The sequence below is a fragment of the Cryobacterium sp. TMT1-66-1 genome (assembly GCF_004403435.1).
In the GTDB taxonomy this organism is placed as follows: Bacteria; Actinomycetota; Actinomycetes; order Actinomycetales; family Microbacteriaceae; genus Cryobacterium; species Cryobacterium flavum.
Genome location: NZ_SOGP01000017.1, coordinates 227,076 through 252,848, shown reverse-complemented (window position 1 = coordinate 252,848; position 25,773 = coordinate 227,076). Strand labels below are relative to the sequence as shown.

Annotated in this window: 26 protein-coding genes and 1 tRNA gene; 9 read left to right on the top strand and 18 right to left on the bottom strand. The window is 64.6% G+C overall.

Annotation, left to right across the window (positions count from 1 at the left end; translation table 11 throughout):
• Nucleotides 1-43: 43 nt before the first annotated feature.
• The 9 genes from atpA to prmC all read right to left on the bottom strand — a co-directional run bounded on the left by atpA (nt 44) and on the right by prmC (nt 7,964).
• Nucleotides 44-1,681, bottom strand: coding sequence for a F0F1 ATP synthase subunit alpha (gene atpA / locus E3T29_RS13345; protein WP_134346056.1), 1,638 nt, complete (start codon nt 1,679-1,681; stop codon nt 44-46).
• 102 nt (nt 1,682-1,783) lie between these two features.
• Entirely contained in the window at nt 1,784-2,581 is a 798-nt protein-coding gene (locus tag E3T29_RS13340) for a F0F1 ATP synthase subunit delta (protein WP_134345974.1), read from the bottom strand.
• A gap of 3 nt (nt 2,582-2,584) precedes the next feature.
• Complete coding sequence (locus E3T29_RS13335) at nt 2,585-3,145, bottom strand: F0F1 ATP synthase subunit B (protein ID WP_104088893.1); 561 nt, start codon at nt 3,143-3,145, stop codon at nt 2,585-2,587.
• Between the two features lie 29 nt (nt 3,146-3,174).
• On the bottom strand, nt 3,175-3,414 hold the full coding sequence (gene atpE / locus E3T29_RS13330; protein WP_134345972.1) for an ATP synthase F0 subunit C: 240 nt from the start codon (nt 3,412-3,414) through the stop codon (nt 3,175-3,177).
• Nucleotides 3,415-3,467: 53 nt separating this feature from the next.
• Entirely contained in the window at nt 3,468-4,256 is a 789-nt protein-coding gene (gene atpB / locus E3T29_RS13325; RefSeq protein ID WP_241987822.1) for a F0F1 ATP synthase subunit A, read from the bottom strand.
• Nucleotides 4,257-4,451: 195 nt separating this feature from the next.
• Nucleotides 4,452-4,925, bottom strand: a complete 474-nt coding sequence (locus E3T29_RS13320; RefSeq protein ID WP_104088747.1) for a hypothetical protein — start codon at nt 4,923-4,925, stop codon at nt 4,452-4,454.
• Complete coding sequence (locus tag E3T29_RS13315) at nt 4,922-6,202, bottom strand: MraY family glycosyltransferase (protein ID WP_104088745.1); 1,281 nt, start codon at nt 6,200-6,202, stop codon at nt 4,922-4,924. Before E3T29_RS13315 ends, E3T29_RS13320 begins: the two co-directional genes overlap by 4 nt.
• A gap of 3 nt (nt 6,203-6,205) precedes the next feature.
• Nucleotides 6,206-7,018 (bottom strand): L-threonylcarbamoyladenylate synthase, encoded by an 813-nt coding sequence (locus tag E3T29_RS13310; protein WP_134345968.1) that lies wholly within the window; start codon nt 7,016-7,018, stop codon nt 6,206-6,208.
• A gap of 61 nt (nt 7,019-7,079) precedes the next feature.
• Entirely contained in the window at nt 7,080-7,964 is an 885-nt protein-coding gene (gene prmC, locus E3T29_RS13305; protein WP_370449170.1) for a peptide chain release factor N(5)-glutamine methyltransferase, read from the bottom strand.
• A 90-nt stretch (nt 7,965-8,054) separates the two neighbouring features.
• On the opposite strand from prmC, the gene cysK reads away from it, so the two are divergent.
• Together cysK and epsC are read left to right on the top strand one after the other, a co-directional pair.
• Nucleotides 8,055-9,005, top strand: a complete 951-nt coding sequence (gene cysK / locus E3T29_RS13300; protein WP_104088744.1) for a cysteine synthase A — start codon at nt 8,055-8,057, stop codon at nt 9,003-9,005.
• A gap of 21 nt (nt 9,006-9,026) precedes the next feature.
• Nucleotides 9,027-9,614: a serine O-acetyltransferase EpsC gene (gene epsC, locus E3T29_RS13295; RefSeq protein ID WP_092340860.1), complete on the top strand. Its 588-nt coding sequence runs from the start codon at nt 9,027-9,029 to the stop codon at nt 9,612-9,614.
• A gap of 45 nt (nt 9,615-9,659) precedes the next feature.
• Here the strand turns inward: epsC and prfA are convergent, their stop codons facing one another.
• From prfA to argS, 8 genes are all read right to left on the bottom strand, one after another.
• Entirely contained in the window at nt 9,660-10,739 is a 1,080-nt protein-coding gene (gene prfA, locus E3T29_RS13290; RefSeq protein WP_104129973.1) for a peptide chain release factor 1, read from the bottom strand.
• Complete coding sequence (gene rho / locus E3T29_RS13285; protein ID WP_134345966.1) at nt 10,739-13,213, bottom strand: transcription termination factor Rho; 2,475 nt, start codon at nt 13,211-13,213, stop codon at nt 10,739-10,741. Before rho ends, prfA begins: the two co-directional genes overlap by 1 nt.
• Before the next feature lie 297 nt (nt 13,214-13,510).
• Nucleotides 13,511-14,482, bottom strand: a complete 972-nt coding sequence (thrB, locus tag E3T29_RS13280) for a homoserine kinase (protein WP_134345964.1) — start codon at nt 14,480-14,482, stop codon at nt 13,511-13,513.
• Nucleotides 14,479-15,606, bottom strand: coding sequence for a threonine synthase (gene thrC, locus E3T29_RS13275; RefSeq protein WP_134345962.1), 1,128 nt, complete (start codon nt 15,604-15,606; stop codon nt 14,479-14,481). The genes thrB and thrC overlap by 4 nt, the downstream gene beginning before the upstream one ends.
• Nucleotides 15,606-16,943 (bottom strand): homoserine dehydrogenase, encoded by a 1,338-nt coding sequence (locus E3T29_RS13270; protein ID WP_241987812.1) that lies wholly within the window; start codon nt 16,941-16,943, stop codon nt 15,606-15,608. Before E3T29_RS13270 ends, thrC begins: the two co-directional genes overlap by 1 nt.
• The gene (gene lysA / locus E3T29_RS13265) at nt 16,940-18,367 is read right to left on the bottom strand and encodes a diaminopimelate decarboxylase (protein WP_134345960.1); all 1,428 of its coding nucleotides are present in this window, start codon (nt 18,365-18,367) and stop codon (nt 16,940-16,942) included. The genes E3T29_RS13270 and lysA overlap by 4 nt, the downstream gene beginning before the upstream one ends.
• Before the next feature lie 135 nt (nt 18,368-18,502).
• Nucleotides 18,503-19,264: a DUF2993 domain-containing protein gene (locus E3T29_RS13260; RefSeq protein ID WP_134345958.1), complete on the bottom strand. Its 762-nt coding sequence runs from the start codon at nt 19,262-19,264 to the stop codon at nt 18,503-18,505.
• A 2-nt stretch (nt 19,265-19,266) separates the two neighbouring features.
• Complete coding sequence (gene argS / locus E3T29_RS13255) at nt 19,267-20,943, bottom strand: arginine--tRNA ligase (protein ID WP_134345956.1); 1,677 nt, start codon at nt 20,941-20,943, stop codon at nt 19,267-19,269.
• A gap of 41 nt (nt 20,944-20,984) precedes the next feature.
• On the opposite strand from argS, the gene E3T29_RS13250 reads away from it, so the two are divergent.
• Together E3T29_RS13250 and E3T29_RS13245 are read left to right on the top strand one after the other, a co-directional pair.
• On the top strand, nt 20,985-21,629 hold the full coding sequence (locus E3T29_RS13250; RefSeq protein WP_134345954.1) for an iron ABC transporter ATP-binding protein: 645 nt from the start codon (nt 20,985-20,987) through the stop codon (nt 21,627-21,629).
• Nucleotides 21,630-21,698: 69 nt separating this feature from the next.
• A tRNA-Arg gene (locus E3T29_RS13245) sits at nt 21,699-21,770 on the top strand.
• Nucleotides 21,771-21,926: 156 nt separating this feature from the next.
• Here the strand turns inward: E3T29_RS13245 and E3T29_RS13240 are convergent.
• The gene (locus E3T29_RS13240) at nt 21,927-22,292 is read right to left on the bottom strand and encodes an N-terminal phage integrase SAM-like domain-containing protein (RefSeq protein WP_134345953.1); all 366 of its coding nucleotides are present in this window, start codon (nt 22,290-22,292) and stop codon (nt 21,927-21,929) included.
• An 85-nt stretch (nt 22,293-22,377) separates the two neighbouring features.
• Here E3T29_RS13240 and E3T29_RS13235 point away from each other — a divergent pair, with 85 nt between their 5' ends.
• Genes E3T29_RS13235 through nuoK form a run of 5 tightly spaced genes read left to right on the top strand, consistent with a single transcriptional unit; the run spans nt 22,378 to nt 25,711 of the window.
• Nucleotides 22,378-22,728: an NADH-quinone oxidoreductase subunit A gene (locus E3T29_RS13235; RefSeq protein ID WP_241987811.1), complete on the top strand. Its 351-nt coding sequence runs from the start codon at nt 22,378-22,380 to the stop codon at nt 22,726-22,728.
• Between the two features lie 8 nt (nt 22,729-22,736).
• A complete protein-coding gene (locus E3T29_RS13230) occupies nt 22,737-23,900 on the top strand; it encodes a hypothetical protein (protein WP_134345951.1) in 1,164 nt (387 codons plus the stop codon).
• Nucleotides 23,901-23,910: 10 nt separating this feature from the next.
• Nucleotides 23,911-24,846 carry a complex I subunit 1 family protein gene (locus E3T29_RS13225; RefSeq protein WP_134345949.1) on the top strand — a complete coding sequence of 312 codons (936 nt, stop codon included), beginning with the start codon at nt 23,911-23,913 and terminating at the stop codon, nt 24,844-24,846.
• A 2-nt stretch (nt 24,847-24,848) separates the two neighbouring features.
• Complete coding sequence (locus E3T29_RS13220; RefSeq protein ID WP_134345947.1) at nt 24,849-25,412, top strand: NADH-quinone oxidoreductase subunit J; 564 nt, start codon at nt 24,849-24,851, stop codon at nt 25,410-25,412.
• Nucleotides 25,409-25,711, top strand: coding sequence for an NADH-quinone oxidoreductase subunit NuoK (gene nuoK, locus E3T29_RS13215; RefSeq protein ID WP_104131416.1), 303 nt, complete (start codon nt 25,409-25,411; stop codon nt 25,709-25,711). The genes E3T29_RS13220 and nuoK overlap by 4 nt, the downstream gene beginning before the upstream one ends.
• The last annotated feature ends 62 nt before the right edge of the window (nt 25,712-25,773 follow it).

The following is a 25,773-nucleotide window of genomic DNA, read 5'->3' as shown; positions in this document are numbered from 1 at the left end:
TGTCTTTCAGTTTGGCGTCGTCAGTTGCTGCAAGTCGTATCGACTAGCGGCGGTGCTTGACGATCTTTTCCTGGTTGACGTCTTCAACTGCGATGGCTTCAAACTTTTCTTTGCTGACCGAGGCGAGCGGCTTGCCCTCGCCGGTCTGGAACTCGAGCTTGAACTTGTCGACACCGGCCGTGAGAGCGGTGACGGTATCGTCGGAGAGAACGTTCGTCTCACGCAGGGTCTTGAGAACCTCGGTGTTGCGACCGAGGAAGTCGAGCAGTTCGCGTTCGAAGCGCAGCACGTCGGGAACCGGAACTTCGTCGAGCTTGCCGTTGATGCCGGCCCAGATCGAAACGACCTGGTCCTCAACGGGGTACGGCGAGTACTGCGGCTGGCGCAGCAGTTCGGTGAGGCGGGCGCCGCGGGCGAGCTGACGGCGGCTGGCCGCGTCGAGGTCGGAGGCGAACATGGCGAAGGCTTCGAGCGAACGGTATTGGGCCAGCTCGAGCTTGAGCGTTCCGGAGACCTTCTTGATCGACTTGACCTGAGCGTCGCCACCGACGCGGGAGACCGAGATGCCGACGTCGACTGCCGGACGCTGGTTGGCGTTGAACAGGTCGGACTGCAGGAAGATCTGGCCGTCGGTGATCGAGATCACGTTGGTGGGGATGTATGCGGCAACGTCGTTGGCCTTGGTCTCGATGATCGGGAGACCGGTCATTGATCCGGCGCCGAGCTCGTCGGACAGCTTGGCGCAACGCTCGAGCAGGCGGGAGTGCAGGTAGAACACGTCTCCGGGGTACGCTTCGCGTCCCGGCGGACGACGCAGCAGCAGCGACACGGCACGGTAGGCCTCGGCCTGCTTGGACAGGTCATCGAAGACGATGAGAACGTGCTTGCCGGCGTACATCCAGTGCTGGCCGATGGCGGAGCCGGTGTACGGGGCGAGGTACTTGAAGCCGGCCGGGTCAGAGGCGGGAGCGGCGACGATGGTGGTGTACTCCATCGCTCCGGCATCCTCGAGCGCACCCTTCACCGAAGCGATGGTGGAGCCCTTCTGGCCGATGGCGACATAGATGCAACGAACCTGCTTGTTGCTGTCGCCGGACTCCCAGTTGGCCTTCTGGTTGATGATGGTGTCGATGGCGATCGCGGTCTTGCCGGTCTGGCGGTCACCGATGATCAGCTGACGCTGGCCGCGGCCGATCGGGATCATGGCGTCGATGGCCTTGATGCCGGTCTGCATCGGCTCATGAACCGACTTGCGGCTCATGACGCCGGGGGCCTGCAGCTCGAGGGCACGACGTCCTTCGGTCGCAATGTCGCCGAGTCCGTCGATGGGGGCGCCGAGCGGATCGACAACACGGCCGAGGTAGCCGTCGCCGACCGGAACAGAGAGAACCTCGCCGGTGCGGTGCACCTCCATGCCCTCAACGATGCCGCCGAACTCGCCGAGTACGACGACGCCGATCTCGTCTTCGTCGAGGTTCTGGGCCAGGCCCAGGGTGCCATCGGCGAATTTGATGAGCTCGTTCGCCATCACGCCGGGCAAGCCCTCAACGTGGGCGATACCGTCGCCGGCCGTGGTGACGTAGCCGACCTCGGTCGTTGATGTCTTGTTCGGCTCGTAGGACTTCACGAAGTCCTGGAGAGCGCCACGGATCTCATCGGGGCTGATCGTTAGTTCTGCCATCATCTTCCCTTTTCTGTACGAAAGTACAGGTTCTGTCTGTTCGAGGACGCTGCCGCCCTGAGTCATCTGGTACTGCTGGGTTTTTGGTGCTGCTGAGGTGACTCAGCGAGCGAGCTGGAGTCTCAAATCTGCCAGGCGGGTTGCAATGCTGCCATCGATGACCAGGTCGCCGATTTGCACGCGCACTCCGCCGACCAATTCCGGGTCAACGACCTGGTTGATGGTGAGTGCTCGTCCGTGACGCAACTGGAGGTTCTTCTGCAAGCGAGCGAGCTGATCGGCCGTGAGAACGCTCGCCGACGTGATGGTGGCGATCGACGTGCCGGACTCGTCCGCGACGACTGCTGCTGCGTGTCGCAGCAGTTCGCCGATGCGGCGGCCGCGAGGCTGCTGCACCAGGTGACGAACAATGGCGAGCGTCTGACCGGAGACTTTGCCGGCCAGCAGCTTTTCGACCAGGGCTGCCTTGGCGCCAGGCTTGCCGAGCTTGCTGGCCAGGGCCAGCTCCAGCTCAGCGTCCGAGGACACCGTCTTACCGAAGGCGAAGAGCTCGCCCTCGATCGACGTTCCGGCCGGAGTAGAGAGGGCGGATGCCCGTAGGCCCAGTTCTTCGATCCCGGCGAGCAGGTCGTCGTGGCTGGACCAGCGTTCGGAGACGGCCGCTGCGAGCAGGTCGCGTGCCCGAGGCGTCACGTTGGCACCGAAAACGGCGCGTACGAGGGTGACCTTGGCCGCAGCATCCGCTGAGGCGTCGCCGAGTGCTGACAACAGCTGGGACGACGACCCGATTACTCGACCGGCGCCGAACAGGCTTTCGCCCGTCGCCAGATCAGTCGTGCCGCCCGGGACGGACAGGGCCGCCCTCGACGTGGCGAGTGCTTCTCTGGTGGCGCTTCCCATTTGCTAGATCTTTCCTGCTGCTGGTGCTTCGCTGGCTTCGAGTTCTGCCAGGAAACGATCGACGATGGCGCTGGCCTTTGCGTCGTCGGACAGGCTTTCACCGATGACGCCCGAAGCGAGGTCAATGGCAAGGGTGCCGACCTCACTGCGAAGCGACACGACGGCGGCCTGGCGTTCGGCTTCGATCTGCGTCTTGGCACTGGCCGCGATGCGACCGGCCTCGGCCGCAGCCTGCTCCTTGTGCTCAGCGACGATGCGCTGGCCGTCGGTGCGGGCCTGATCACGAATGGCACCGGCTTCGGCACGGGCGTCAGCGAGCTGGGCTGTGTACGCCGCGAGTGCAGCTTCAGCCTTGCGCTGGGCGTCGTCGGCCTTGGCGATGTTGCCCTCGATGGCTTCTGCACGGTCGTCAAGAAGCTTCTGCATTCTGGGCAGCACAAGCTTCCAGAAGAAGAACAAAATCACGACAAAGCAGACCGCCGACCAGATGATGTCGTACCACTCAGGGATGAGCGGGTTCTTTGCCGCTTCTTCGGTCGCGGCTGCAATTACTGCGTGAAGCATCATGCCTCCTAACTAGTTAGTGAAGAGGATTAGACGCCGGTGAAGATGAAGTAGGTGGCGATGCCGATGAAGGCGAGCGCCTCGGTGAAGGCGATACCGATGTACATCAGCACCTGCAGGCGGCCGGCCAGCTCGGGCTGACGGGCGACACCCTCGATGGTCTTGCCAACGACGATACCTACACCGATTGCCGGGCCGATGGCTGCGAGGCCATAACCGACGGTCGCGATGTTTCCGTTGATTTCCGCGAGAACGGTTGTTGCGTCCACGTATGTTTCCTTCCGTGATGGTGAATTCGGCGAGTGCCGGATTCCTGAAGTGTCTAGTGTTCCTCAGCCAGCGCGAGCTGGATGTAGACGGCGGTGAGTAGGGCAAAAATGTAAGCCTGGAGGACGGCGATCAGCACTTCGAAGAGCGTGAAGGCGAAGCCGAAGACGAGGGTGCCAGCGCCGAAGAGCTTGAACCCGCCATCCGCAGTGAAGAAGAAAAACTGGGTGGCGCTGAAGAACAGCACGAGCAGGAGGTGTCCGACGATCATGTTCATCATCAGTCGGAGCGTCAGGGTGACCGGTCGCACCAGGAACGTCGAGATGAATTCGATCGGCGTCACGATGAGGTACAGGGCCGGCGGAACTCCGGGCGGGAAGAGCGAGTTGCGGAAGAACTTCGCCGGACTCTTCTTGACGCCGGCGTAGATGAACGTTCCGTAGGAGATGACACCGAGAAGCAGCGGCACTCCGATCACCGAGGTGCCGGCGATGTTGAGGAACGGAATGATTCCGGTGATGTTCATGAACAACACCATGAAGAAGATGGTCGTTAGAAGCGGCAGAAAACGCTTGCCGTCTTTCTTTCCGAGCAGGTCTTCGGCGATGTTGACGCGAACGAAGTCGAGTCCCATTTCGGCCAGGCTCTGGCCGCGGGTCGGAATGATCTTCATGCGGCGGGTGCCGAGCCAGAAGACCAGCATCAAAACCGCGACCGCGAGGAAACGAATCAGAATGATGCGGTTGATCTCGAACGGAGTATCCGCAAAGAAAATTACATCGGGGAAGAACTCATTGATGGAGGGACCATGAAATTCACCGTCGCCGGTGGCAGACGGGACCATCAGGTTTACGGCGATTTCTAGCAGCGCTTTCTCCTGTTTCGGGGCGGTGAGCTCTGCTCGCGCATCGACGAATATGGGCAGGTTTACGACGCTGTAAAGCATGTGCAAACCGGGGTGGGATCGGTGTTTACTCTAGCAAAGATCAGGCGCTGAGCCGAATCGTGAGCGGGATCCGTGGGCAGATGGGTCGTAGGGTTACTCGTCGACCGGGGCCGGGGGCAAGGTGGCGTCGCTGGCGTAGGGCATCCGGCTCTTCATGACGACGACGGCGTCGACGACGAGCGACCCGACAACCCCGGCAATAATGCAGAAGAACAGCACCATCGGCTGGATCCACTCGCGGTCCTGCAGCACGACCAGCAGCACCAGGAACACCACGAACTTGAGCAGCCAGCCGCCCATGATGATGCCGAAGAAGCCGCCGATGGCGGACTCGTTGCCGGCGACCCGATTGGCCAGCAGAATGCTGCCAGCCGTGATACCCATGAACGCGACCGACATGGCCGTACCGATCAGCGCGCTGAGCACACCGGTACCGCCGTCGACGAGGTAGCCGATAACCGATCCGACGACAGCGATTGCCAGGGCGACCCAGCCCCCGTAAATCAGGATGCGGCGCAGCACCGGGATCGATGTGGGCTGAGTGCGGACGGTGTCGTTGGTGCTCATACGTTCTCCTCGGCAGGCGCCGCCACAATGGCGGTCGCTCGTGTCGTGTGTGGTTCTGGTGTGGCTGGGGCGGGCTGGACCTGGGCGGCCTCGTCGAGTGGGTCGAGCTCGTCCAGTACTGCCAATTGCACTGGTGCGGACTGGCTAAGCCATTCCCCGGTCTTGCGGCGGCCGAGCGGTGCAAGCGTGACGATGGTGCAGATGAGCAGCGACGTCACCAGAAAGATGGTCGCGTACCAGGTCGGCAGGCCGAAGTAGACCGGCAGTATGTAATACAGCAGGCAGCCAATGGATGCTGCGGCCGTCCACCCATAGAAGATCAGAACGGCGTGCAGGTGGGAGTGCCCCATATCGAGCAGCCGGTGGTGCAGGTGTTTTCGGTCGGCGCTGAACGGCGATTTACCGGCGTGCACCCGGCGGATGACCGCGAGCCCAAAGTCGAGCAGTGGAATGATCATGATCGCTACCGGCAGCAGGATGGGGATGAAGGCCGGGAACAGCTGCGAGCGGCTGGTAGCCGTCGGGTCGATCTGACCGGTGATCGCGATCGCGCTGGTCGCCATCAACAGGCCCACCAGCAGCGCGCCGGCATCGCCCATGAACATCTTGGCCGGATGCCAGTTCAGCGGGAGGAACCCCACGCAGGCGCCGACCAGAATGGCGGCGATCAGCGATGCCAGGTTGAAGTAGTTGGTCGGTGAGGTGTCGCGCACGAGCAGATAGCTGTAGAGAAAGAACACCCCGTTAGCGATGAGGGCGACACCGGTGACCAGGCCGTCGAGCCCGTCGATGAAGTTGATCATGTTCATGACCACGACGATGGCGACGACCGTGACAACGATCGATGTCCAACCGCTCCAAACCGTCAGACCGCCGATCGGTAGAGAGTAGATCTGAACGCCCTGCCAGGCCACGAGGCCGGCAGCGATGAACTGGCCGGCGAGTTTGGTCATCCAGTCGAGGTCCCAGATGTCGTCGGCGACGCCGACCAGCACGATCAGCAGGGCAGCACCGAGAATAGCTAAAATCTGCTGCGGGTCAGCGAAGACGAGTCGCAGGGGCGCGAAGGCCCCCGCAGCGAGGTAGGCCACGCCAAAGGCGATGACGATGCCAAGGAACATGGCGATACCTCCGAGGCGCGGAGTGGGCCGGGTGTGCACGTCGCGTTCGCGAATCTTCGGGTACAGGCGGTACTTGTGGCTGAGTTTGTAGACCACGATCGACAGCACGAAGGTGACGATCGCCGAAACGAGCGCGAGCAGGAGGAAAAGAGTCATGGGCTACCGGCCGGCATCCGTTTCGTCCTGAGACGGGGCGGCGATGGTGGGTGTCGCTTCCGCTTCGGCCGAGATCGCCGGGAGCCCGGGAACGGCCGGCGCAGCAGCGAGCACATCGCCCACGACGGCCACGATCGCGTCGCGGGAGATGACGCCGCTACGCACGATATGCAGAAAACCGCCGTTGGTCTCGAAACCGGTGGCGTCCACGATCGTCGATGAGCCGTCGCCGGTCTGACCAAACACGCTCTCATAGGTACTGCCGGCGGTGCCGCCGTCGAGGTACACGTCGACGCTCTCGCCGAGGGCCGCTTCAGCAGCCTGGGCGTCGGTGGTGGCCGGCATCCCGCTCAGGTTGGCGCTGGACACGGCGAGCGGGCCGGTTTCGGCGAGCAGATCGAGTGCAACCTGGTTGCTCGGCATGCGCAGTGCCACCGTGCCGCGGGTTTCGCCGAGATCCCAGACCAGCGAGGGCTGGGCGTTGACGATGACAGTGAGTCCGCCGGGCCAGAAAGCTGCGACCAGGTCGCGGACCGGCTGCGGCACGTCGACGGCGAGGGCGTCGAGGGTGGGAATGCCGGGAATGAGAACCGGTGGCGGCGACTGCCGGCTGCGGCCCTTCGCATCGAGGAGCAGCTGAACGGCTTCAGCGTTGAACGCGTCAGCGGCCACTCCGTAGACCGTGTCGGTGGGGATGACGACGAGCGCCCCGCGACCGATGGCCGTGCGAGCCAGAGCGATATGAGCGCTGTAGTTTTCGCTCGTGGTGGATTCGTCCGTGGTCGAGTCGCTCGTGCAATCGTAGATGCGTGTCATTTCCGGCAATTCTAACCCAGTGCTGTTGTGAAGAGCGGATGCGCCGACTGGCGGGGTTCCTTTAAGGGTGCAGTGCTGTCGTGGCCCGGTCCCGGCTGGTGTAGTCGCGGTGGGTGGCCGGGGCACGCCAGCCGTCGGCTGCCAGCAGCTGGCGGATCGCGGCGCCCTGCAGCTCGCCGTGCTCGATCACGAGCACACCCCCCGCGCGCAGCAAGCGCAGCCCGGTTGCTGACACGCTGCGCACCACGTCGAGTCCGTCCGGGCCGCCGAACAGGGCCTGGGCCGGGTCGAACAGGCGCACCTCGGGGTCGCGGGGAATAGCATCCGCTGGAATGTAGGGCGGATTGGAGATGACGACGGCCACCGTGCCGTCCAGTTCGACGAACGCGTCGGCGAGGTCGCCGAAGGCGAGTGTGGCGTTGGCGGCGCCGACCTCGTCGAAGTTGCGGGTGGTCCAGGGGAACGCTTCCGGCGAGTTTTCGATCGCGAAGATGCGCGCGTGCGGCACCTCGGTGGCCAGGGCCAGGGCGATCGCGCCGCTTCCGGTGCCGAGGTCGATGCCGATCGGCTCCGGATCGGGCATGGAACGCAGGGCGTCGATGGCGAACTGGGCGACCTGCTCGGTTTCGGGTCTCGGCACGAACACGCCGAGGCCCACATTCAGGGAGAGGGAGCGGAACGGGGCCCGCCCTGTTATGTGTTGCAGGGGTTCACGCTCGCTGCGGCGGGCCAGCAGGGCGATGATGGTGGCGGCATCCGCTTGGCTAACCGGTCGATTCAGGAAGCTGCCGGCCTGCACTTCGCCGCGGCTCTGGCCGAGCACGTGGCCGATCAGCAGGTCGGCGTCGACCTCGGGGTCGGTGATTCCGGCTGCGTTCAGTAGGCTGATCGCTCGTTTTCGCACGGAAGTGATGGTCTGGGGCAGGTCAGAATCTGAAGAAGGCACGTAGTGAAATGTAACGCACCAACTGATTTTCGGTCGGGAGACATAGGCTGGAGCCGGCCCTCACACCGAATTTCACCGAATGAAAACCGAATGAAAGTTGCCCTCGTGCCCAAGATCTATTCCGACATCACCGAAGCCGTTGGTGGGACCCCCCTCGTCAAGCTGAACCGTTTGACCGCCGGCCTCGGCGCCACCGTGCTCTTGAAGCTCGAGTTCTACAACCCCTCCAGCAGTGTCAAGGACCGCATCGGCGTCGCGATCATCAACGCCGCCGAGAAGGACGGCTCGCTGAAGCCGGGCGGAACCATCGTCGAAGCCACCAGCGGTAACACGGGTATCGCCCTCGCTATGGTCGGCGCCGCCCGCGGCTACACGGTCATTCTGGCTATGCCGGAGACTATGAGCAAGGAACGCCGCGTCATGATGCGCGCTTATGGCGCCGAAATTGTGCTGACGACTGGTGCCGACGGCATGCGCGGCGCGGTCGAGAAGGCCGCCGAGATCGTCGCGAACACGCCGGGCGCGGTTCTGGCCAGCCAGTTCACAAATCCGGCCAACCCGGCCATCCACCGCGCCACCACCGGCCCGGAAATCTGGAATGACACCGAGGGTGCCGTTGACATTCTCGTCGCGGGCATCGGTACCGGCGGAACGCTTTCCGGCACCGGCGGGTACCTCAAAGACCAGAAGCCGGGTCTCAAGGTTGTCGGCGTCGAGCCGATCGACTCCCCCATTCTCACCGGCGGCAAGCCCGGCCCGCACAAAATTCAGGGCCTCGGCGCGAACTTCGTTCCGGAAACCCTGAACCGCGAGGTCTACGACTCGATCACCGATGTGACCCTGGCCGACTCGCTCGCGACGGCGCGTTCACTCGGCACCGATGAGGGCATCCTCGGCGGTATCTCCGGCGGTGCCGCTGTCTGGGCTGCGCTCGAGCAGGCAAAACTCCCCGAGAACGCTGGCAAGACCATCGTCGTGATTGTTCCCGGCTTCGGCGAGCGGTACATTTCGACGGTGCTGTACGAAGACCTGCTGGACTAAGAGAACGCTGTCTGCCCTTCAATGAATCCCTTACGGCGCCTCCGCGAAGACATCGCGGCTGCGCGCACCCACGACCCCGCCGCGCGCAGCAACACCGAGGTTTTTCTGGCCTACAGCGGGCTGCACGCGGTCTGGTCGTATCGGGTCGCTAACCGGTTATGGCGCGCCGGGCTGCACCTGCCCGCTCGTCTGCTGTCCCAGGTGACCCGGTTTCTAACCGGGATTGAGATTCATCCGGGCGCGACCATCGGCCGCCGGTTGTTCATCGACCACGGCATGGGCGTCGTGATCGGTGAGACGGCAATTCTCGGCGACGATGTCATGCTGTACCACGCGGTGACGCTGGGCGGCAAGAGCCGTCACGGGCATGCGCGCGGGGTGCGGCGGCATCCGTTTCTGGAAGACGGTGTCACGGTGGGGGCCGGCGCCAAGGTTCTCGGCCCGATCACGATCGGTGCCTGGAGCACGATCGGCTCCAACGCCGTAGTGACCAAGGGCGCTCCACCGCGGTCGCTGCTCGTGGGCGTGCCGGCGACGATTCGTCCGCAAACCCCCGCTACGGTCGAGTCCGCGCGCGGCGGCACCCTCGAACCCGAGTACTACCTCTAGTCGGTCGCAACTGCGGACGGCGCCCAGGCCCCGTCCACGTAGAGGTTACTCGGGGTCGCCCAGCTCGGCCAGGCGGGTTTCCTCGTCGGCGTGGATGCAGGAGTCGATGACGGGGCCGAGGGCTCCGTTCATGACCGCGTCGAGGTTATACGCCTTATAACCGGTGCGGTGATCGGCGATGCGGTTCTCCGGAAAGTTGTACGTGCGGATGCGCTCTGAGCGGTCCATCGTACGAATCTGTCCCTTGCGCACGAGCGACGCTGCCGCGTCGATCTCTTCCTGCTGACGGGCCAGAACGCGGGCGCGCAGCACGCGCATGCCGGCTTCCTTGTTCTGCAGCTGCGACTTCTCGTTCTGCATGGCCACCACGATTCCGGTGGGAAGGTGGGTGATGCGCACGGCAGAGTCGGTGGTGTTGACCGACTGCCCGCCAGGACCGCTCGACCGATACACGTCGATCTTGAGGTCGTTCGGGTGCAGCTCGACTTCTTCGGGCTCGTCGACCTCGGGGAAGACGAGCACGCCGGCCGCTGAGGTGTGGATGCGTCCCTGCGACTCGGTGGCCGGCACGCGCTGAACGCGGTGCACACCCCCCTCGTACTTGAGGTGCGCCCACACGCCTTCGGCCGGGTCGCTCGAAAAGCCCTTGATGGCGAGCTGAATGTCTTTGATACCGCCGAGGTCGCTCGAGGTCTGCTCGATGATCTCGGTTTTCCAGCGGTTCGACTCGGCGTAGTGCAGGTACATGCGCAGCAGATCGGCGGCGAACAGTGCCGATTCGGCGCCGCCCTCCCCCATCTTGATCTCCATGATCACGTCGCGGGCGTCGAGTTCGTCGCGCGGGATCAGCAGACGGCGCAGCTTTTCAGCCGTGACGTCCAGCTGTTCGACGAGGTCCGGGATCTCTTCGGCGAAGGCAGCGTCTTCGTCGGCGAGCTCACGAGCGGCCTCGAGGTTGTCTTCAACCTCTTTCCACTCGTGGTACGCCGCGATGATGCGACTCAACTCGGCGTAGCGCCGGTTGACCTTCTTCGAACGGGCCGGATTCGCGTGCAGCTCCGGATCCGCCAACTGCGACTGCAGGTCGTCGTGCTCGGCCAGCAGCGTGAGGACGGATTCGAACATTACTTGTCCTTGTCTGACCCGTTCAGGGTCGGCATCGACTTCTGAACCTGCATGAGAAATTCAACGTTCGACGCGGTCTCCTTGAGACGGCCGAGGATGAGCTCAAGCGCCTGCTGCTGTTCGAGCCCGGCGAGGGCGCGGCGCAGCTTCCAGGTGACCTTGACTTCATCGGCGCTCATCAGCATTTCTTCGCGGCGGGTGCCCGAGGCGTTCACATCGACGGCCGGGAAAATTCGCTTGTCGGCGAGCTGACGCGACAGGCGTAGTTCCATATTGCCGGTGCCCTTGAACTCCTCGAAGATGACCTCGTCCATTTTGGAGCCGGTCTCCACCAGCGCGGAAGCGAGGATGGTGAGTGAGCCGCCATTCTCGATGTTGCGTGCCGCACCGAAGAAACGCTTCGGCGGGTACAGAGCGGATGCGTCAACGCCACCAGAGAGGATGCGGCCAGAGGCCGGGGCCACGAGGTTGTAGGCGCGGCCGAGGCGGGTGATCGAGTCGAGCAGCACGACGACGTCGTGGCCCAGCTCGACCAGACGCTTGGCACGCTCGATGGCGAGCTCGGCGACAACGGTGTGGTCTTCGGCCGGGCGGTCGAAGGTGGAGGCGATGACCTCACCCTTGACCGTGCGCTGCATGTCGGTGACCTCTTCGGGACGCTCGTCGACCAGTACGACCATGAGGTGGACCTCGGGGTTGTTGGTGGCGATGGCGTTCGCGATCTGCTGCATGACGATGGTCTTACCGGCCTTCGGCGGTGCGACGATCAGGCCACGCTGGCCCTTGCCGATCGGGGCGACGAGGTCGATGATGCGCTGCGTGAGCTTGCCCGGCTCGGTCTCGAGGCGCAGGCGCTCGGTCGGGTACAGCGGGGTCAGCTTGTGGAAGTCGACGCGGGCCGCGGCCTCTTCAACGGTCTGGCCGTTGATGGAGTCGACCTTGACGATGGCGTTGTACTTCTGACGACCGGACTGGTCACCCTCGTGCGGCTGACGGATGGAGCCGACGACGGCGTCACCCTTGCGCAGGTTGTACTTCTTGACCTGGCCGAGCGAGACATACACGTCGCTCGCGCCCGGCAGGTAACCGGACGTGCGCACGAACGCGTAATTGTCGAGCACGTCGAGAATACCGGCGACGGGAATGAGTACGTCGTCGTCGTTGACCTCGGGTTCGAAGTCATCGCCCTGGTTCGGGCCGCGACGCTTGCGGTCGCGGTACCGGTTGCGGTTGCCGCGGCCGTTCAGGTCGTCGTCGAGCTGGTTGCGGTCCTGGCCGCGGTCATTCTGGACCTGATTGCGGTCCTGTCCACGCTCGTTCTGACCCTGGTTGCGGTCCTGGCCACGCTCGTTCTGACCCTGGTTGCGGTCCTGGCCACGCTCGTTCTGACCCTGGTTGCGGTCCTGGCCACGCTCGTTCTGACCCTGGTTGCGGTCCTGGCCACGCTCGTTCTGACCCTGGTTACGGTCGGCCTGGGCCTGCGCGCGCTCCTGGTTGCGCTCATTGCGAGCCTGACGCTGGCTCTGTGCCCGCGTCATTCCCTCGTCGTTGGTGCCGTTCTGGTTGCGGTCGTTCTGACCACGGTCGTTCTGGGCGCTCTGATTCTGGGCGTTCTGGTCGCCCTGGTTGCGGTCGGCGCCCTGCGCACGGTCGCCACCGCGGCTGCGGCTACGACTACGGCCCTGACGCGGTGCACCGGAATCGTTCTGCTGATCATTCGACTGGTCGTTCAACTCGTCGGTTGATTCGACCGACGCGTCGGGTGCGACCTCTGCAGAATCGGCGACACCGTCAGACTCAGCGGGCGTCTCATCCGGTACGACAGCGGTGGTGCGCTGCGACGACGCACGCCGGGACGGACGGCGAGTGGATGCCGCGACCTCAACGGGTGCATCGGCCGCCGCGTCAGCGGAGTCGGCAACCACAGCGGCGGCGTCATCGAGGAGCACCGGTGCGACCTGCACGCGCTTGCGTGCCTGGCGAACCGGCTTGTCAGCATCCGCTCTGGTGGGAGCAGCGTCGTCGACTACGGGAGCAACGGTGGTGGACGTCACAACGCCGCGGGCGTTACGAGCGATGCGCGAGCCGGCCGCCGGAGCGTCGGGCAGGATGATGCCGAATCCGGTGCTGGCGTCGGCATTGACGTGGGACTTGGCGGGAGCAGCGGTGGCGGTACTGGCACGACGCGGTGCACGCTTGCGGGGAGCCGTTTCGAGTGCCTCGGCGAGGCTCTCGATCGGTGCGATCTCGGGGGCGGCCTCGACAGGGGCAGCCTCAACGACGGGCGCGTCGGCGGGAGCAGCGGCGCTCGTGCCGGACTGAGCCGTTTGGATTGCCTCCACAAGTTCGCCTTTACGAAGTTTGGAAGCGCCGGGGATTTTCAGTTCAAGGGCCAGAGCCTGAAGCTCGGACACGCGAAGAGTACTCAGACGGGGAAGATCCGAGCCAGCGGCGCGGAGGTTGACATCAGTCACGAAGGGGGTTCCTTTCCCCTGCCGAACAAAGATTCAGGTCAGGAGAGATGTATGCAGCGAGAATTGCGCTGCGGGTGATCCAATCCGACAAATGGAGGGGATTGGTGTAAACACCCACCGCTACGCAGAAATTCACAATAACAGTGAGGTACAGGGAATGCACCGGAGAAGATGTCGCTCAAGGCGGTTTCTATCGGGTGCACAACAACCATAGCATCCCGGAGCCAGTCGCTTCGACAGCCCGAGGACCGGCCGAGCCGACGCGCGCCGCGGAGGCCGACTCGACTCGACTGCTCGCTACGCCGCGGTCTCCGCCGTCGTCTCCCCCGCGTTGTCCGCCGTGAGCGGATGCACGGTGGCACCCTGAACGTCGACGGCGAGCATGAGTGCTCGCCACGGGGTATCAGAGTTGCTGGCCACGAGTTCGGCAGCCACCAGGCGCTGGCTCGGGTCGCTCGCCAACACCAGAATGGATGGTCCGGCACCGGACACGACGGCAGCGAAGCCGGCCGCGCGCAACAGGGTGATCAGCTTGTTCGTCTCCGGCATCGCCGCGGCACGGTAGCTCTGGTGCAGTTTGTCCTCGGTCGCGGCGAGCAGCAACTCCGGGCTCTGGATGAGCGCGGCGATCAGCAGTGCCGAACGCGACAGGTTGAATACGGCGTCTTCGTGCGGCACCGAGGTAGGTTGCAGGCTGCGCGCGAGCGCAGTGGACATCTCCTGCTCGGGCACAAAGACGAGCGGCTTGACGCCGCGGTGCACCATGAGTTTCTTGTGGCGCGGGCCTTCCGGCGTCGTCCACGCAATGGTCAGGCCACCGAACAGAGCGGGCGCCACGTTGTCGGGGTGCCCTTCCATCTCGGTGGCGAGCACAAGCAGCATCTCGGCGTCGATGTCGACGATGCCCTCGAGCAGGCCCTTGGCCGCCATGATGCCCGACACAATGGCAGCACCGGAGGAACCGAGGCCGCGCCCGTGCGGGATGACGTTGTGCGCGACGATGTCAAGCCCGGGCATAGCCTGGCCAACAGCGTTGAAGGTGTGGATGATGGCCCGTACGACGAGGTTGGTCTCGTCGGTGGGAACCAAACCGGCACCGACACCGTGCACCTCGACGAGCACGCCGGGTTCGCTCCGCACGGTCACCTCGAGCTGGTCGTACTTGGCCAACGCCAGACCGAGCGTGTCAAAGCCGGGGCCGAGGTTGGCCGTCGTAGCCGGAACCTGCACCGAGACAGCGCGGCCGATCAACGAGACAGGGCTGCTCATGCCTTGGCCAGGCCGAGCACGCTCGCGATTTCGGCGGTATCGATCGGAACAATTGTGGGCAACACATCGGAGCCGTCGGCGGTGCGGAGCGCCCACTGCGGGTCTTTCAAACCGTGTCCGGTGACCGTGATGACCACGGTCGCGCCCTTCGGAATGAATCCGGCTTCGGCACGCTCGAGCAGGCCGGCGACGCCGATAGCGGATGCCGGTTCCACGAAGATGCCGACCTCGGCCGAGAGAATGCGGTGGGCTTCGAGAATCTTCGCGTCGGTGATGGCGCCGAAGTAGCCGTCGCTCTGCTCACGGGCGTTCAGCGCGAGGTCCCACGATGCCGGGTTGCCGATGCGGATGGCGCTCGCGATGGTGTCGGGGTTCTCGACGCGGTGGCCAAGCACGATCGGGGCGCTACCCGAGGCCTGGAAGCCGAACATGCGCGGCAGCTTCGTGGTGGCGCCGCGGGCGACCTCTTCGCTGTAGCCGCGAAAGTACGCGGTGTAGTTGCCGGCGTTGCCGACCGGAACGAACTGAAAGTCGGGGGCGTCACCGAGTACTTCGACGACCTCGAAGGCTGCGGTCTTCTGGCCTTCGATGCGGTCGGGGTTGACCGAGTTGACCAGGTGCACCGGGTAGTTGGTGGCGAGATCGCGGGCGATGTCGAGGCAGTCATCGAAGTTGCCCTGCACCTGCAGCAGCTGGGCATTGTGCGCGACGGCCTGGCTGAGCTTGCCCATGGCGATCTTGCCTTCCGGCACGAGCACGGCGGCAGTGATGCCGGCGTGGGTGGCGTAGGCGGCAGCGGAGGCGCTGGTGTTGCCGGTCGAGGCGCAGATGACGGCTTTCGCACCGTCTTCCATGGCCTTGGAGATGGCCATGGTCATACCGCGGTCCTTGAACGACCCGGTCGGGTTCATTCCCTCAAACTTGATCCAGACCTTCGCGCCGGTGCGCGCGGAGAGCGCGGCGGCCGGAATGAGCGGCGTTCCACCCTCACCCAGGGTGATGATCGGGGTCGCGGCCGAGATGTTCAGTCGGTCGGAGTATTCGTTCAGCACGCCCCGCCACTGGCGGCTGACGATCGCCGCGGGGTTGGTCAGGCTGGCACTGGTCTCGCTTGGGCTAAACATCAGACTCCTTCAACTCTCAAAACGGATGCGACTTCGCTGACAACACTGTTGGTGGCCAGGTCCTGCACGGTGGCGGCGAGTGCGGCCTCCGTTGCGTCATGGGTCCCGATAACTAGGGTAGCCGTGGCCGAGCGCGCCGCACGACTCTTCGTTGCCATCACGGCCGGCGTCATGGACTGTTCCACGAGCGCCAGCGACACCTTGCGCTTGCTGAACACGCTCGCGATGGTCGCGAGCACGCCGGGTTCGTCGGTCACTTCGAGGGTCACGGCATAGCGGGTGGTGACCCGGCCGATGTCGAAAACGGGCAGTTCGGCGTAGCTCGACGCGGCCACTCCCGGCCCGCCGGCGACGTGACGCCGGGCGATCGAGACGACGTCGCCGAGAACGGCAGAGGCCGTCTCAACTCCCCCGGCGCCAGCGCCATAGAACATGAGGCTGCCGGCGGATTCCGCCTCGACGAAGACGGCGTTGTTGGCGCCGTGCACGGAGGCCAGCGGATGACTGCGCGGAACCATCGCCGGGTAGACCCGCGCCGACACCCCGTCGACCCCGTTTTCATCGGTGACGCGCTCGCAAATGGCCAGCAGCTTCACGACATAGCCGGCCTTGCGGGCTGATTCGATCTGCGCCGGCGTGACCTGCGTGATGCCCTCGCGATAAACGGATGCCAGCGGCACCGTCGTGTGGAACGCCAGACTCGCCAGAATGGCCGCCTTCTGCGCCGCGTCGAAGCCGCCGATGTCCGCGGTCGGATCGGCCTCTGCGTAACCGAGCGCGGTGGCCTCGGCCAGCGCGTCCTCGAGACTGGACCCTTCGGTATCCATCCGGTCGAGAATGAAGTTCGTGGTGCCGTTGACGATACCAAGGATGCGCTTCACCTGGTCGCCGGCGAGGCTTTCCCGCAGCGGACGCACGATGGGAATTGCCCCGGCGACGGCGGCCTCGTAGTTGATCTGGGCGCCGACCTGGTTCCCGGCGGCGAACAGCTCGGGTCCGTGGAGGGCGAGCAGCGCCTTGTTGGCGGTGACAACATCCGCTCCACTGCTGACCGCGAGCAGAATGTAGCTGCGGGCCGGCTCGATGCCGCCCATGAGTTCAATGACGATGTCAGCACCGAGAATGAGTTCTTCAGCGTTGGTTGTGAATAGTTCGCGCGGCAGGTCGACGGTGCGTTCCGCGTTCACATCGCGAACCGCGATGCCGACCAGTTCCAAGGTCGCGCCGACCCGGTTGGCAAGCTCAGGGCCCTGTTCGAGGAGCAGGCGGGCTACCTGGGCGCCGACGGATCCACCGCCGAGGAGGGCGACGCGGAGATTGCGGTATTCGATCTTCAAGATTCTCCTCCGTTGGTGGGCGGCATGGCCCCGGTGTCCCGCGCGAGCAGGTCGGCAATCGTTTCGCCGCGCACCAGAACACGCGCTGTGCCATTGCGCACAGCGACGACGGGCGCGCGGCCCTGATAGTTGTAGTTGTTGGACAGTGCCCAGCAGTAGGCGCCGGTGGCGGGCACGGCGAGCAGGTCGCCTGGGGTCACGTCCCCGGGCAGATAGTCAGCGTCGACGACGATGTCGCCGCTCTCGCAGTGTTTGCCGGCGATACGCACGAGCACCGGAGGTTCGGTCGACGTACGGTCGGCGAGGCGTACGGCATAGTCGGCGCCGTAGAGGGCGGGGCGCACGTTGTCGCTCATGCCGCCATCGACGCTGACATAGAGCCGCTGCGTACCCGAGACGTCGACGGCCTTGGTCGTGCCGACCCGGTACAGGCTCACGCCGGAGCGACCAATGATGACCCGGCCGGGTTCGAAAGCCACGACCGGCAGCGGGATGCCCAGCCGATCGCACTCGGCGGCGACGATGTCGGCCAGGGCTCGAGCGAGTTCGCGAATCGGAGTGGGTTCGTCGGCGCTCGTGTAGGCGATACCGAAGCCGCCGCCCAGGTTCAGCTCCGGCACCGGACCATCCGCCAGCAGGGCGGCGTGCAGCTCGAGCAGACGTGCGGCCGACTCGGCGAATCCGTCGGCGCCGAAGATCTGCGACCCGATATGGCAGTGCAGACCGACGAAATTGAGCGCCGGTTCAGCGCGAATCAGCGCGACCAGTCTGGGGGCGTCACTGAGCACGATGCCGAATTTCTGGTCTTCGTGCGAGGTGGCCAGAAAGTCGTGGGTGTGCGCGTGCACGCCGCTGTTCACGCGCAGACGCACGTTCTGCACGCGGCCGTTGCGGGCTGCCGCTTCGGCGACGCGGCCGATTTCGACCTCGCTGTCGATCACGATCGTGCCGACACCGACCCGGGTGGCCTCATCGAGTTCGGCCAGGGATTTGTTATTGCCGTGAAATCCGAGCCGGGCCGGGTCCGCGCCGCCGGCCAGCGCGACGGCGAGTTCGCCGCCGCTGCACACGTCGATGTTGAGGCCGGCGGCGGTCATCCAGCGCACGATCTCGGTGGAGAGAAAGGCTTTGCCGGCGTAGTACACCTTGGCGCTTGTGCCGATGCGTGCGAACTCGGTCTGGAACACGGCGAGCAGCTCGGCGGCGCGGGAGCGGGCATCCGTTTCGTCGATGACATAGAGAGGGGTGCCGAATTCGGCGGCGAGGGCCGTGGCACTCACTCCGCCGAGCACGAGCTCGCCGGTGCCGCTGCGAATGGTCGAGGTCGGCCAGAGTCCGGGGGCGAGCGCGTTGGCGTCGGCGGGAATGTGCAGCCAGTCGGGTGCCAGTGGGTTGGACGAGCCGTCCGAGGGATCAAGTGTCACGGGAAGTACCTCACGAGAGTCGAAGGGGAATCTCAGCGAGCGAACCCGGATTGGTCCCTGAAGCCGGAAAATGAGCCAGCCCGCGAATGGGGCGTGCCTGACTGGATTCTACCGCCGCAGGTGGCGAGGTTCGAATTAGCCGGAGCAGGTGCCGAGGGTGGTCAGCGACTGCCGGGTGAGCATAAGCGTGCTCGACTCCAGCGTAACGCGTGCCCGCTCGGGAGAAATGTCGACACCGTTCAGTTCGACGCCTTCGGGCAGGTACCCAGCGACGCAGACGCTGATGGGCGCCTGCTGGAGAATCAGATTGACCAGGGGTGTCGCATCGATGTCGCCGACGCCGCTTGTGACGGTGGCTTCGGTGGGCGCGATGTTCACTGTGTCACCGGCGGCGGTTGCCGTGGCGGTGGCGCTGTAGCCCACGTTGAACTCGAACAATTTCACCGTGCCGGTGTAGGTGACGACGCCGGCACCGAGGGCCATTACGGCATCAGCCGGAGCCGTGCCGGAGGCCTGAACCAGCTGGTTGAGCGCGGCCTGGTCCACGTCGAGGGTGGCGGTAAGCGAGCCGATGGCCTTGGCGGTGTTGGTCGACACATCACGAGCCACGACGTGAACGGATGCCGGCACGCCGTCTACCGTGAGGCTGGGTGCGGTCAGTTCCACCTGGTCGAAGCTGCCGGCGATGAACTGGGCGATCACCGAGGTGCCGCCGATGGTGACGGTGACGTCACCGGTCACCGAGGCGGGCATGCTCTTGGTGATTTCTTTCTCAGCGGTGTCCTGCGCGAAGGCGCGCAGCCCGCCATCTACCAGAAAGTAGGCGACGACGAGCAACACGGCGAGCACGCCCACGATGATCAGCGGAACGAGGCCACGACGTTTGGTTCTGGCCATGATCACATGCGCTCCGGGGCAGTGACGCCGAGCAGGCCGAGGCCGTTGCGAATCACCTGGCCGGTGGCGTCGTTGAGCCACAGGCGGGTACGGTGCAGGTCGGTGACCGGTTCGTCGCCGAGCGGAATGACCCGGCAGTTGTCGTACCAGCGGTGGTAGTAGCCGGCGACCTCTTCGATGTAGCGGGCCACGCGGTGCGGCTCGCGTAGTTCGGCGGCCTGGGCGACGATGCGCGGGTACTCCTGCAGCACGCCGAGCAGCGCGGATTCGCTGTCGTGCACGAGCAGCTCGGGGGCGAAGACAGTGCGTTCGACGCCGCTCGCGGTGGCATTGCGCGCCACCGCCGACGTACGGGCATGGGCGTATTGCACGTAGAAGACCGGGTTGTCGTTGGTGCGTTTGCCGAGCAGGTCGAGGTCGATGTCGAGCTGCGAGTCGCTGTTCGAGCGCACCAGCGCATACCGGCCGGCATCGACCCCGACCGCGTCGACGAGGTCGTCGAGGGTGACGATGGTGCCGGCGCGCTTCGACATGCGCACCGGTTCGCCGTCTTTGAGCAGGTTGACCATCTGGCCGATCAGAATCTGCAGGTTCACGCCCGGCTCGTCGCCGAAGGCTGAGACCATCGCCATCATGCGGCCGACATAACCGTGGTGGTCGGCGCCGAGCATGATCAGGCACTGGTCGAAACCACGCTCACGCTTGTCGAGGTAGTAGCCGAGGTCCCCCGAAATGTAGGCCGGTTCACCGTTGGAACGGATGATGACCCGGTCACGATCATCGCCGAAGGTGGTCGTGCGCAGCCAGATGGCGCCATCCGCTTCGAAGATGTGGCCCTGTTCGCGCAGGCGATCGATGGCACGGTTGACGGCGCCGGATTCGTGCAGGGAGTCTTCGTGAAAGTACACGTCGAAGTCCACGCCGAAGCCGTGCAGCTTCTCTTTGATCTCGGTGAACATGAGGTCGACGCCGATGGAGCGGAACACCTCCTGCTGTTCCTCGCGGGGCAGGGCCGCGACGTCGCCGTCGTACTTCGCGAGCACGTTGGCGGCGATGTCGCCGATGTAGGCTCCTCCGTAGCCATCTTCCGGGGTGGGCTCGCCGAGGTAGCTGGCCAGCACGCTGCGGGCGAAGCGGTCGATCTGCGAACCGTGGTCGTTGAAGTAGTACTCGCGGGTGACGTCGGCGCCCTCGGCCTTGAGCACGCGAGCGAGGCTGTCGCCGACGGCGGCCCAGCGCACACCGCCCATGTGGATCGGTCCGGTGGGGTTGGCCGAGACGAATTCGAGGTTGATCTTGAGACCGTCGTAGAGGTGACCGGTGCCGTAGGCGTCGCCGAGGGTCACGATGGTCTGCGCGAGTGCGCCGGCCGCCGCCGCTTCGAGGCGAATGTTGATGAAACCGGGGCCGGCGATTTCAACGGATGCCACATCGCTCAGCTGTTCGAGACCGGCAGCCAGTTCGGCGGCGATTTCTCGCGGCTTGGCGCCAAGGGGCTTGGCGATCTTGAGCGCGATGCTCGAGGCCCAGTCGCCGTGGTCGCGGTTGCGTGGGCGTTCGACAGCGACGTCGGCGAGGGTGAGTCCGAGGTCTACCCCAACAGTGTCAGCCTCACGTCGGCGCTCGCTGACGTCGAGAATGAGGTCAAACAGGGACTGGGAGAGTTCGGCAGGAGTCACCGGTCAATCGTACCGGCCCCTCCTGTTGGTAAGGTCAACGCGTGACTGATACACGCGTCTACCCCACTCTCGTTCGTTCCACTCGTGGCCGGGCGAGCGTCCTGCTCGCCGCTGGCACGCTGTTCGCCCTCGTTCTGACCGGGTGCAGTGGTGGCGCCGAGCCGAAGCCCACGGATTCTGCGACCGCAACGAGTGGGGCATCCGCTGACCCCACCGAGAGCGCTGCGCCGTCATCGTCTCCGACGCCGGAAGCGACCGGATCCGCGATCACGCAGACCTGTGGCGACCTGCTCACCCTGCAGGATGTCTACGATTTCAACCCCAACTATGGCACCGCTCCCGACTACTCGCCGAGTGCCGGCAGTCTGGGCGAGACCGCCGCAACATACAACGGCCTGACCTGCGGCTGGTCAAACCAGACCAGCGGCGAGCTCATCGAGATCTCGGTCGTGGCCCCCAACGATGTGCTGATGACCACGCTCAAGCATCAAGCGGATGCCGATAGCCAGGCCGTTCCCAGCTACGGCACCCCGCCGGCTGTGGACGGCTTCTTCACCTATGCCGGTGGCGTCGGTCAAGCACAGGTCTTCACGGAAAAGTACTGGGTCACTCTCAGCACCGCCGCGTTCTTCGAGCCCGGCGATGCCGAGCCCCTCATCTCGACGGTGCTCTCGCACCTCGGCTAGCAGATTTTGTCGGCTGGCCCGTGGTGGGTCTTGGCAGCCGGGGCATGATGCTAACCTTGAACCACCCTGGCCCCCATAGCTCAGGGGATAGAGCACTGCCCTCCGGAGGCAGGGGCGGCAGTTCGAATCTGCCTGGGGGCACACTTGTAAAATCCGCGTAATCACGCGGATCTGGATCTTTTTGGCGCTGGTGCAGATGTCGGGATTTCATCGTTTGCCCACATTTTGCCCACATTCATTTTAACAATGACCTGATTCAGCGCTGCTGCAACGCTGTCTCAGTCCGCGTCGAAGAGGTCACTGTAGGTGAACCGTTACCCGCGCTATGCGCTTCGACCGACTTGGCCAAGGCTGCAACTTGAGCGTGCGAAAAAAACCGCTTCTGCGACTTGGAGATTTTGGGCAGTTTGAGGCGTTGAGCAGGACTGGCTGCGAGGCGACCATTATCGACGCGAGCTGCAAGGCGCCGGAAAGCACGTTGACGATCTTTCGGACCGATGCCGGTTCTTGTTTAACACTGAGTCCGCTCGCCCACTGCTGGATTTGAAGCCGCTCGAGGTCTCCCAAGGCGATGCGCCCCAGCTCGGGAACAATGTGATTGCGAATCGCGCCGTTTACGCGATCAAGAGTGGATGAGCGCAGGTCCGAGCGGCTGGCCAGCATACCTGCGCACCCGCCGTCGGACTAGGTTGGAGAACGCATCGATCTAAAAAGGCTTTGAGGCCGAGGAGTGTTGAGAGGGAGCCGCGTGTCCACCTACATCAGCATTGCCGTTCTGCTCGCAGTCGCGCTGCTGACAGTCGGCGGCCTCTACCTGGTGGCGCGGTACACCGCGGTGGCCCCCGACCCACTTGAACGGTGGCCGTTCCTTTCCGGCTGGGAGCCGGAGGAACATGCTCTGTCCCGCTACCACGCCAGGTGGTACCCGTTGACCCTGCTTTTTCTGGCCTTTGACGTGGAGATGCTCTTCATGTATCCCTGGGCGCTGGTCGTCGCAAAAGACGGAATCGGCGCCGTCGTGGAGATGTTCGTCTTTCTCGGTGTGCTCATGGTCGGTGTCGTCTGGGCCTGGCGAGAGGGTGCGCTGCGGTGGGTCTAAGAAGCAGCATGACGGGACACGCCACCCGCAGAGTGCACGTGCTGGTGCTGGAAGTTCCCGGCTGGGGCGAGACCCGAATGCGCGTAGAGGCGGAGCTAGCCCGTCGGGGCTGGGCGCCGGCGACATCCCCAGCGGATGCCGACGTTCTGCTGGTCTGCGGGGAACCTGGACAGGAACTCGAGTCCGTGTGCGCTCGCCTCTGGTCACAGCTTCCCGGTCCACGGGTACGCGCGGCGGTGATCACCGCAAGCGATGTTGCCTCGACTCTCGAGCGTGCCGTGGGTGAGCTCCTCGATGACGCCAGACAGCAGAGCGATGCGCGAACCCGCTCGCGCCAGCCGGCAGAAGCACACGCCGAGCACGCGGCGCCTGGTGGCAGCGGCGAATCGACCGACCATGACATGGACATGGACATGGATATGGATATGGATATGGACATGCCCATGCCGGGAGGGATTCCTCTCGCGAATGGCGCACCCGATCGCGACGGCCTCGAGATGGATGTGCTTCACGTTCCTCTTGGCCCGGTACTCCCCCACTGGCCGGCCGGGCTCGTTGTGCGTTGCGTGCTCCAAGGTGATGTGATCGTCAGCGCCAAGGCAGAAATCCTTCCCGCGGCCGCGCAATCGAGTCGTGACGGCCGTGTCGCGGGTGACAGCCTCCGGTTGGCGGACAACGAACGACGACGGGCGATCATTCGCCGTTCTGATGCTGCGGCGTCGGTGCTTGCTTTGGCCGGGTGGTCGTTCGCGGCAGGCCGCGCCCGAAGGATTCGCGACGCCGTGGCGTCGGGCACGGCACTGCTCGACGTGGCCGCCGACCTCGACAAGCTTGCGCAGAGCGTCGGCCGCTCCTGGACTCTGCGTTGGACGCTAAAAGGCATCACGGTCGGTGACACACTCGTCTACGCGGAAGACGGGATGGGGCAGAGCGGATCCGAGACGGTACGAGGCCGCCTCATCGGCTGGCTCGACGAGACGCGACGCATTGCCCGAGACGACACGGCTGAAGGAGCGTGCGGGCTACAGGACACCTTGTCGTTGCAGCGCAGCTGGCTGAGCGAGATCCCGCGGCTGCTCAACGGCACGGATATCGCAACTGCGCGGCTCATCATTGCCGCTCTGGCAATCGAGACGACCCCCGTCACTCAGACTCCACAGTCGCGCGCATGAGTGACAAAGCATGATTGACATCGTCGAGGTGAATCCTGTCTGGGCTCTGTTGGCTCCGGCCTTACTCGGCGTTCTCGCCCTGGCCGGAGCCGCGCTCAATGGGATCCTCGTCTCGCGCGCCGAGGGCCGGTCGTTCCGTTCGGGAGCAGCCATCCCGGTGTTCGAGATCGCCCGTCTGATGCGCCAGCGACGTCGCACGACCGTCGCGGCCGATGTTCTCCTCTGGCGCATCGGCTGCGCCGGCCTCGTGGTGATCGCGGTGCTGAAGACCGCGGTAATCCCGATGGGTCCGTGGGTTCTGGCCGATATACCGGTCGGGGTTGTCTGGTTCAACACAATGGACGTTCTGGTGTGGGCGCTCGTGTGGCTGATCGGCTGGGGTGCCAACAGCGCCCACTCGCTGGTGGGCGGCTACCGGTTTCTCGCACAGGCCGTCTCCTATGAGTTGCCGCTGATGTTCGCACTGGTCACCCCCGCCGTCGCAGCGCATAGCCTGCGCGTGAGCGATGTAGTTGCCGCGCAACAGGAGCTGTGGTTCATCGTCTGGATGCCCATCGCCTTCGTCGTCTTCTGCCTAAGCGTCGTCGCCTTTTCCAACTGGGGCCCTTTTGCGACATCCGCGAGCGGTGACATCGCGGGCGGGATCCTGACCGAAGTATCCGGCGTGGACCGCCTGCTGATTCTCGCGGGACGCTATGCGCTGCTCACGACAGGCGCAGCGTTCGCCGTTGCCCTCTTTCTCGGCGGTGGGGCCGGTCCGCTGCTGCCGAGTTGGCTGTGGACGCTCGTGAAAACCCTGCTGGTGCTTGCGGCGTTCGTCACCCTGCGGCATCGTATGCCGGCAGTGCGTCCCGAACGCCTCGCTGAAGTCGCCTGGATAGTCGTGTTGCCGGCGGTATTGCTGCAGACGCTCGTTGTCTCCATCGTCGTCGCGGTGAGGGGCTGAGGATGCTGTCGGTCATTGTTTTTTCCGCGTTGGCGATCATCGCGCTCGCCTCGGGAATCGCCGTCTTCCGCGTCGACTCCATGGCGCGGGCAACCTACGCCCTGGCTGTGTCGTTCGTCGCCGTCGGCGTGATGTTGCTGATGTTTAATCTCGACTACATCGGCGTCATTACGATTCTCATGATGGTGATGGAGATGGCCATCATGGCGATCTACATGATCATGTTCATGGGGATGAACCCTGCCCTCATGCCCATGAGCATGGTGCATAACAAACGATGGTCGGCGATCCTCGCCGTTGGTACCTTTATTCTGCTGGCCGGTGGCGCACTATTCATCCCTTGGCCGGCGCGCAACGGTTCGCCGGCCGCCGACCTGACCGCATCTCTCGGCGAGGCAATCATGGGATCCAAGATGCTCGTGATGCTCACCGTGAGTCCGATCCTGTTCGCAACGATCGTCGCTGCCCTCGTGCTCGCGAACCCGCGAGGCCGCTACGATCGGTGGGGCGACGAGCTCGATCGTTCCGCTCCTGACGACCCACAGCAGGGAGGGTTGGGGCGATGACACTGCAGCTCGTTTTGATCGCCGCCGCGGCACTGTTCTGCGTCGGGCTCTACGGCGCGCTCTCCCAGCAAGTCGTCGTCATGGTCATGATGGGGCTGGAACTCATGCTCAACGGCGTCATCCTCGCGGTCGCCGCTTTTTGGTGGTTCCTGACACCGGTCCCGGACGGGCAGGTGCTCCTGCTCGTGGTGATCGCGGCGATGACCGTGGAAATGGCGATGGGGTTCGCCGTTGCCACTCTTCTGCATCGTTCCCGGGGATCAGATATGACTGACTCGGCAACGGACCTCGCCGGATGAGCGCCGCGACAGTAAACGCATTGGGTGTAACTGCGCTGTGGCTTCTGGTCAGTCTGCCTGCT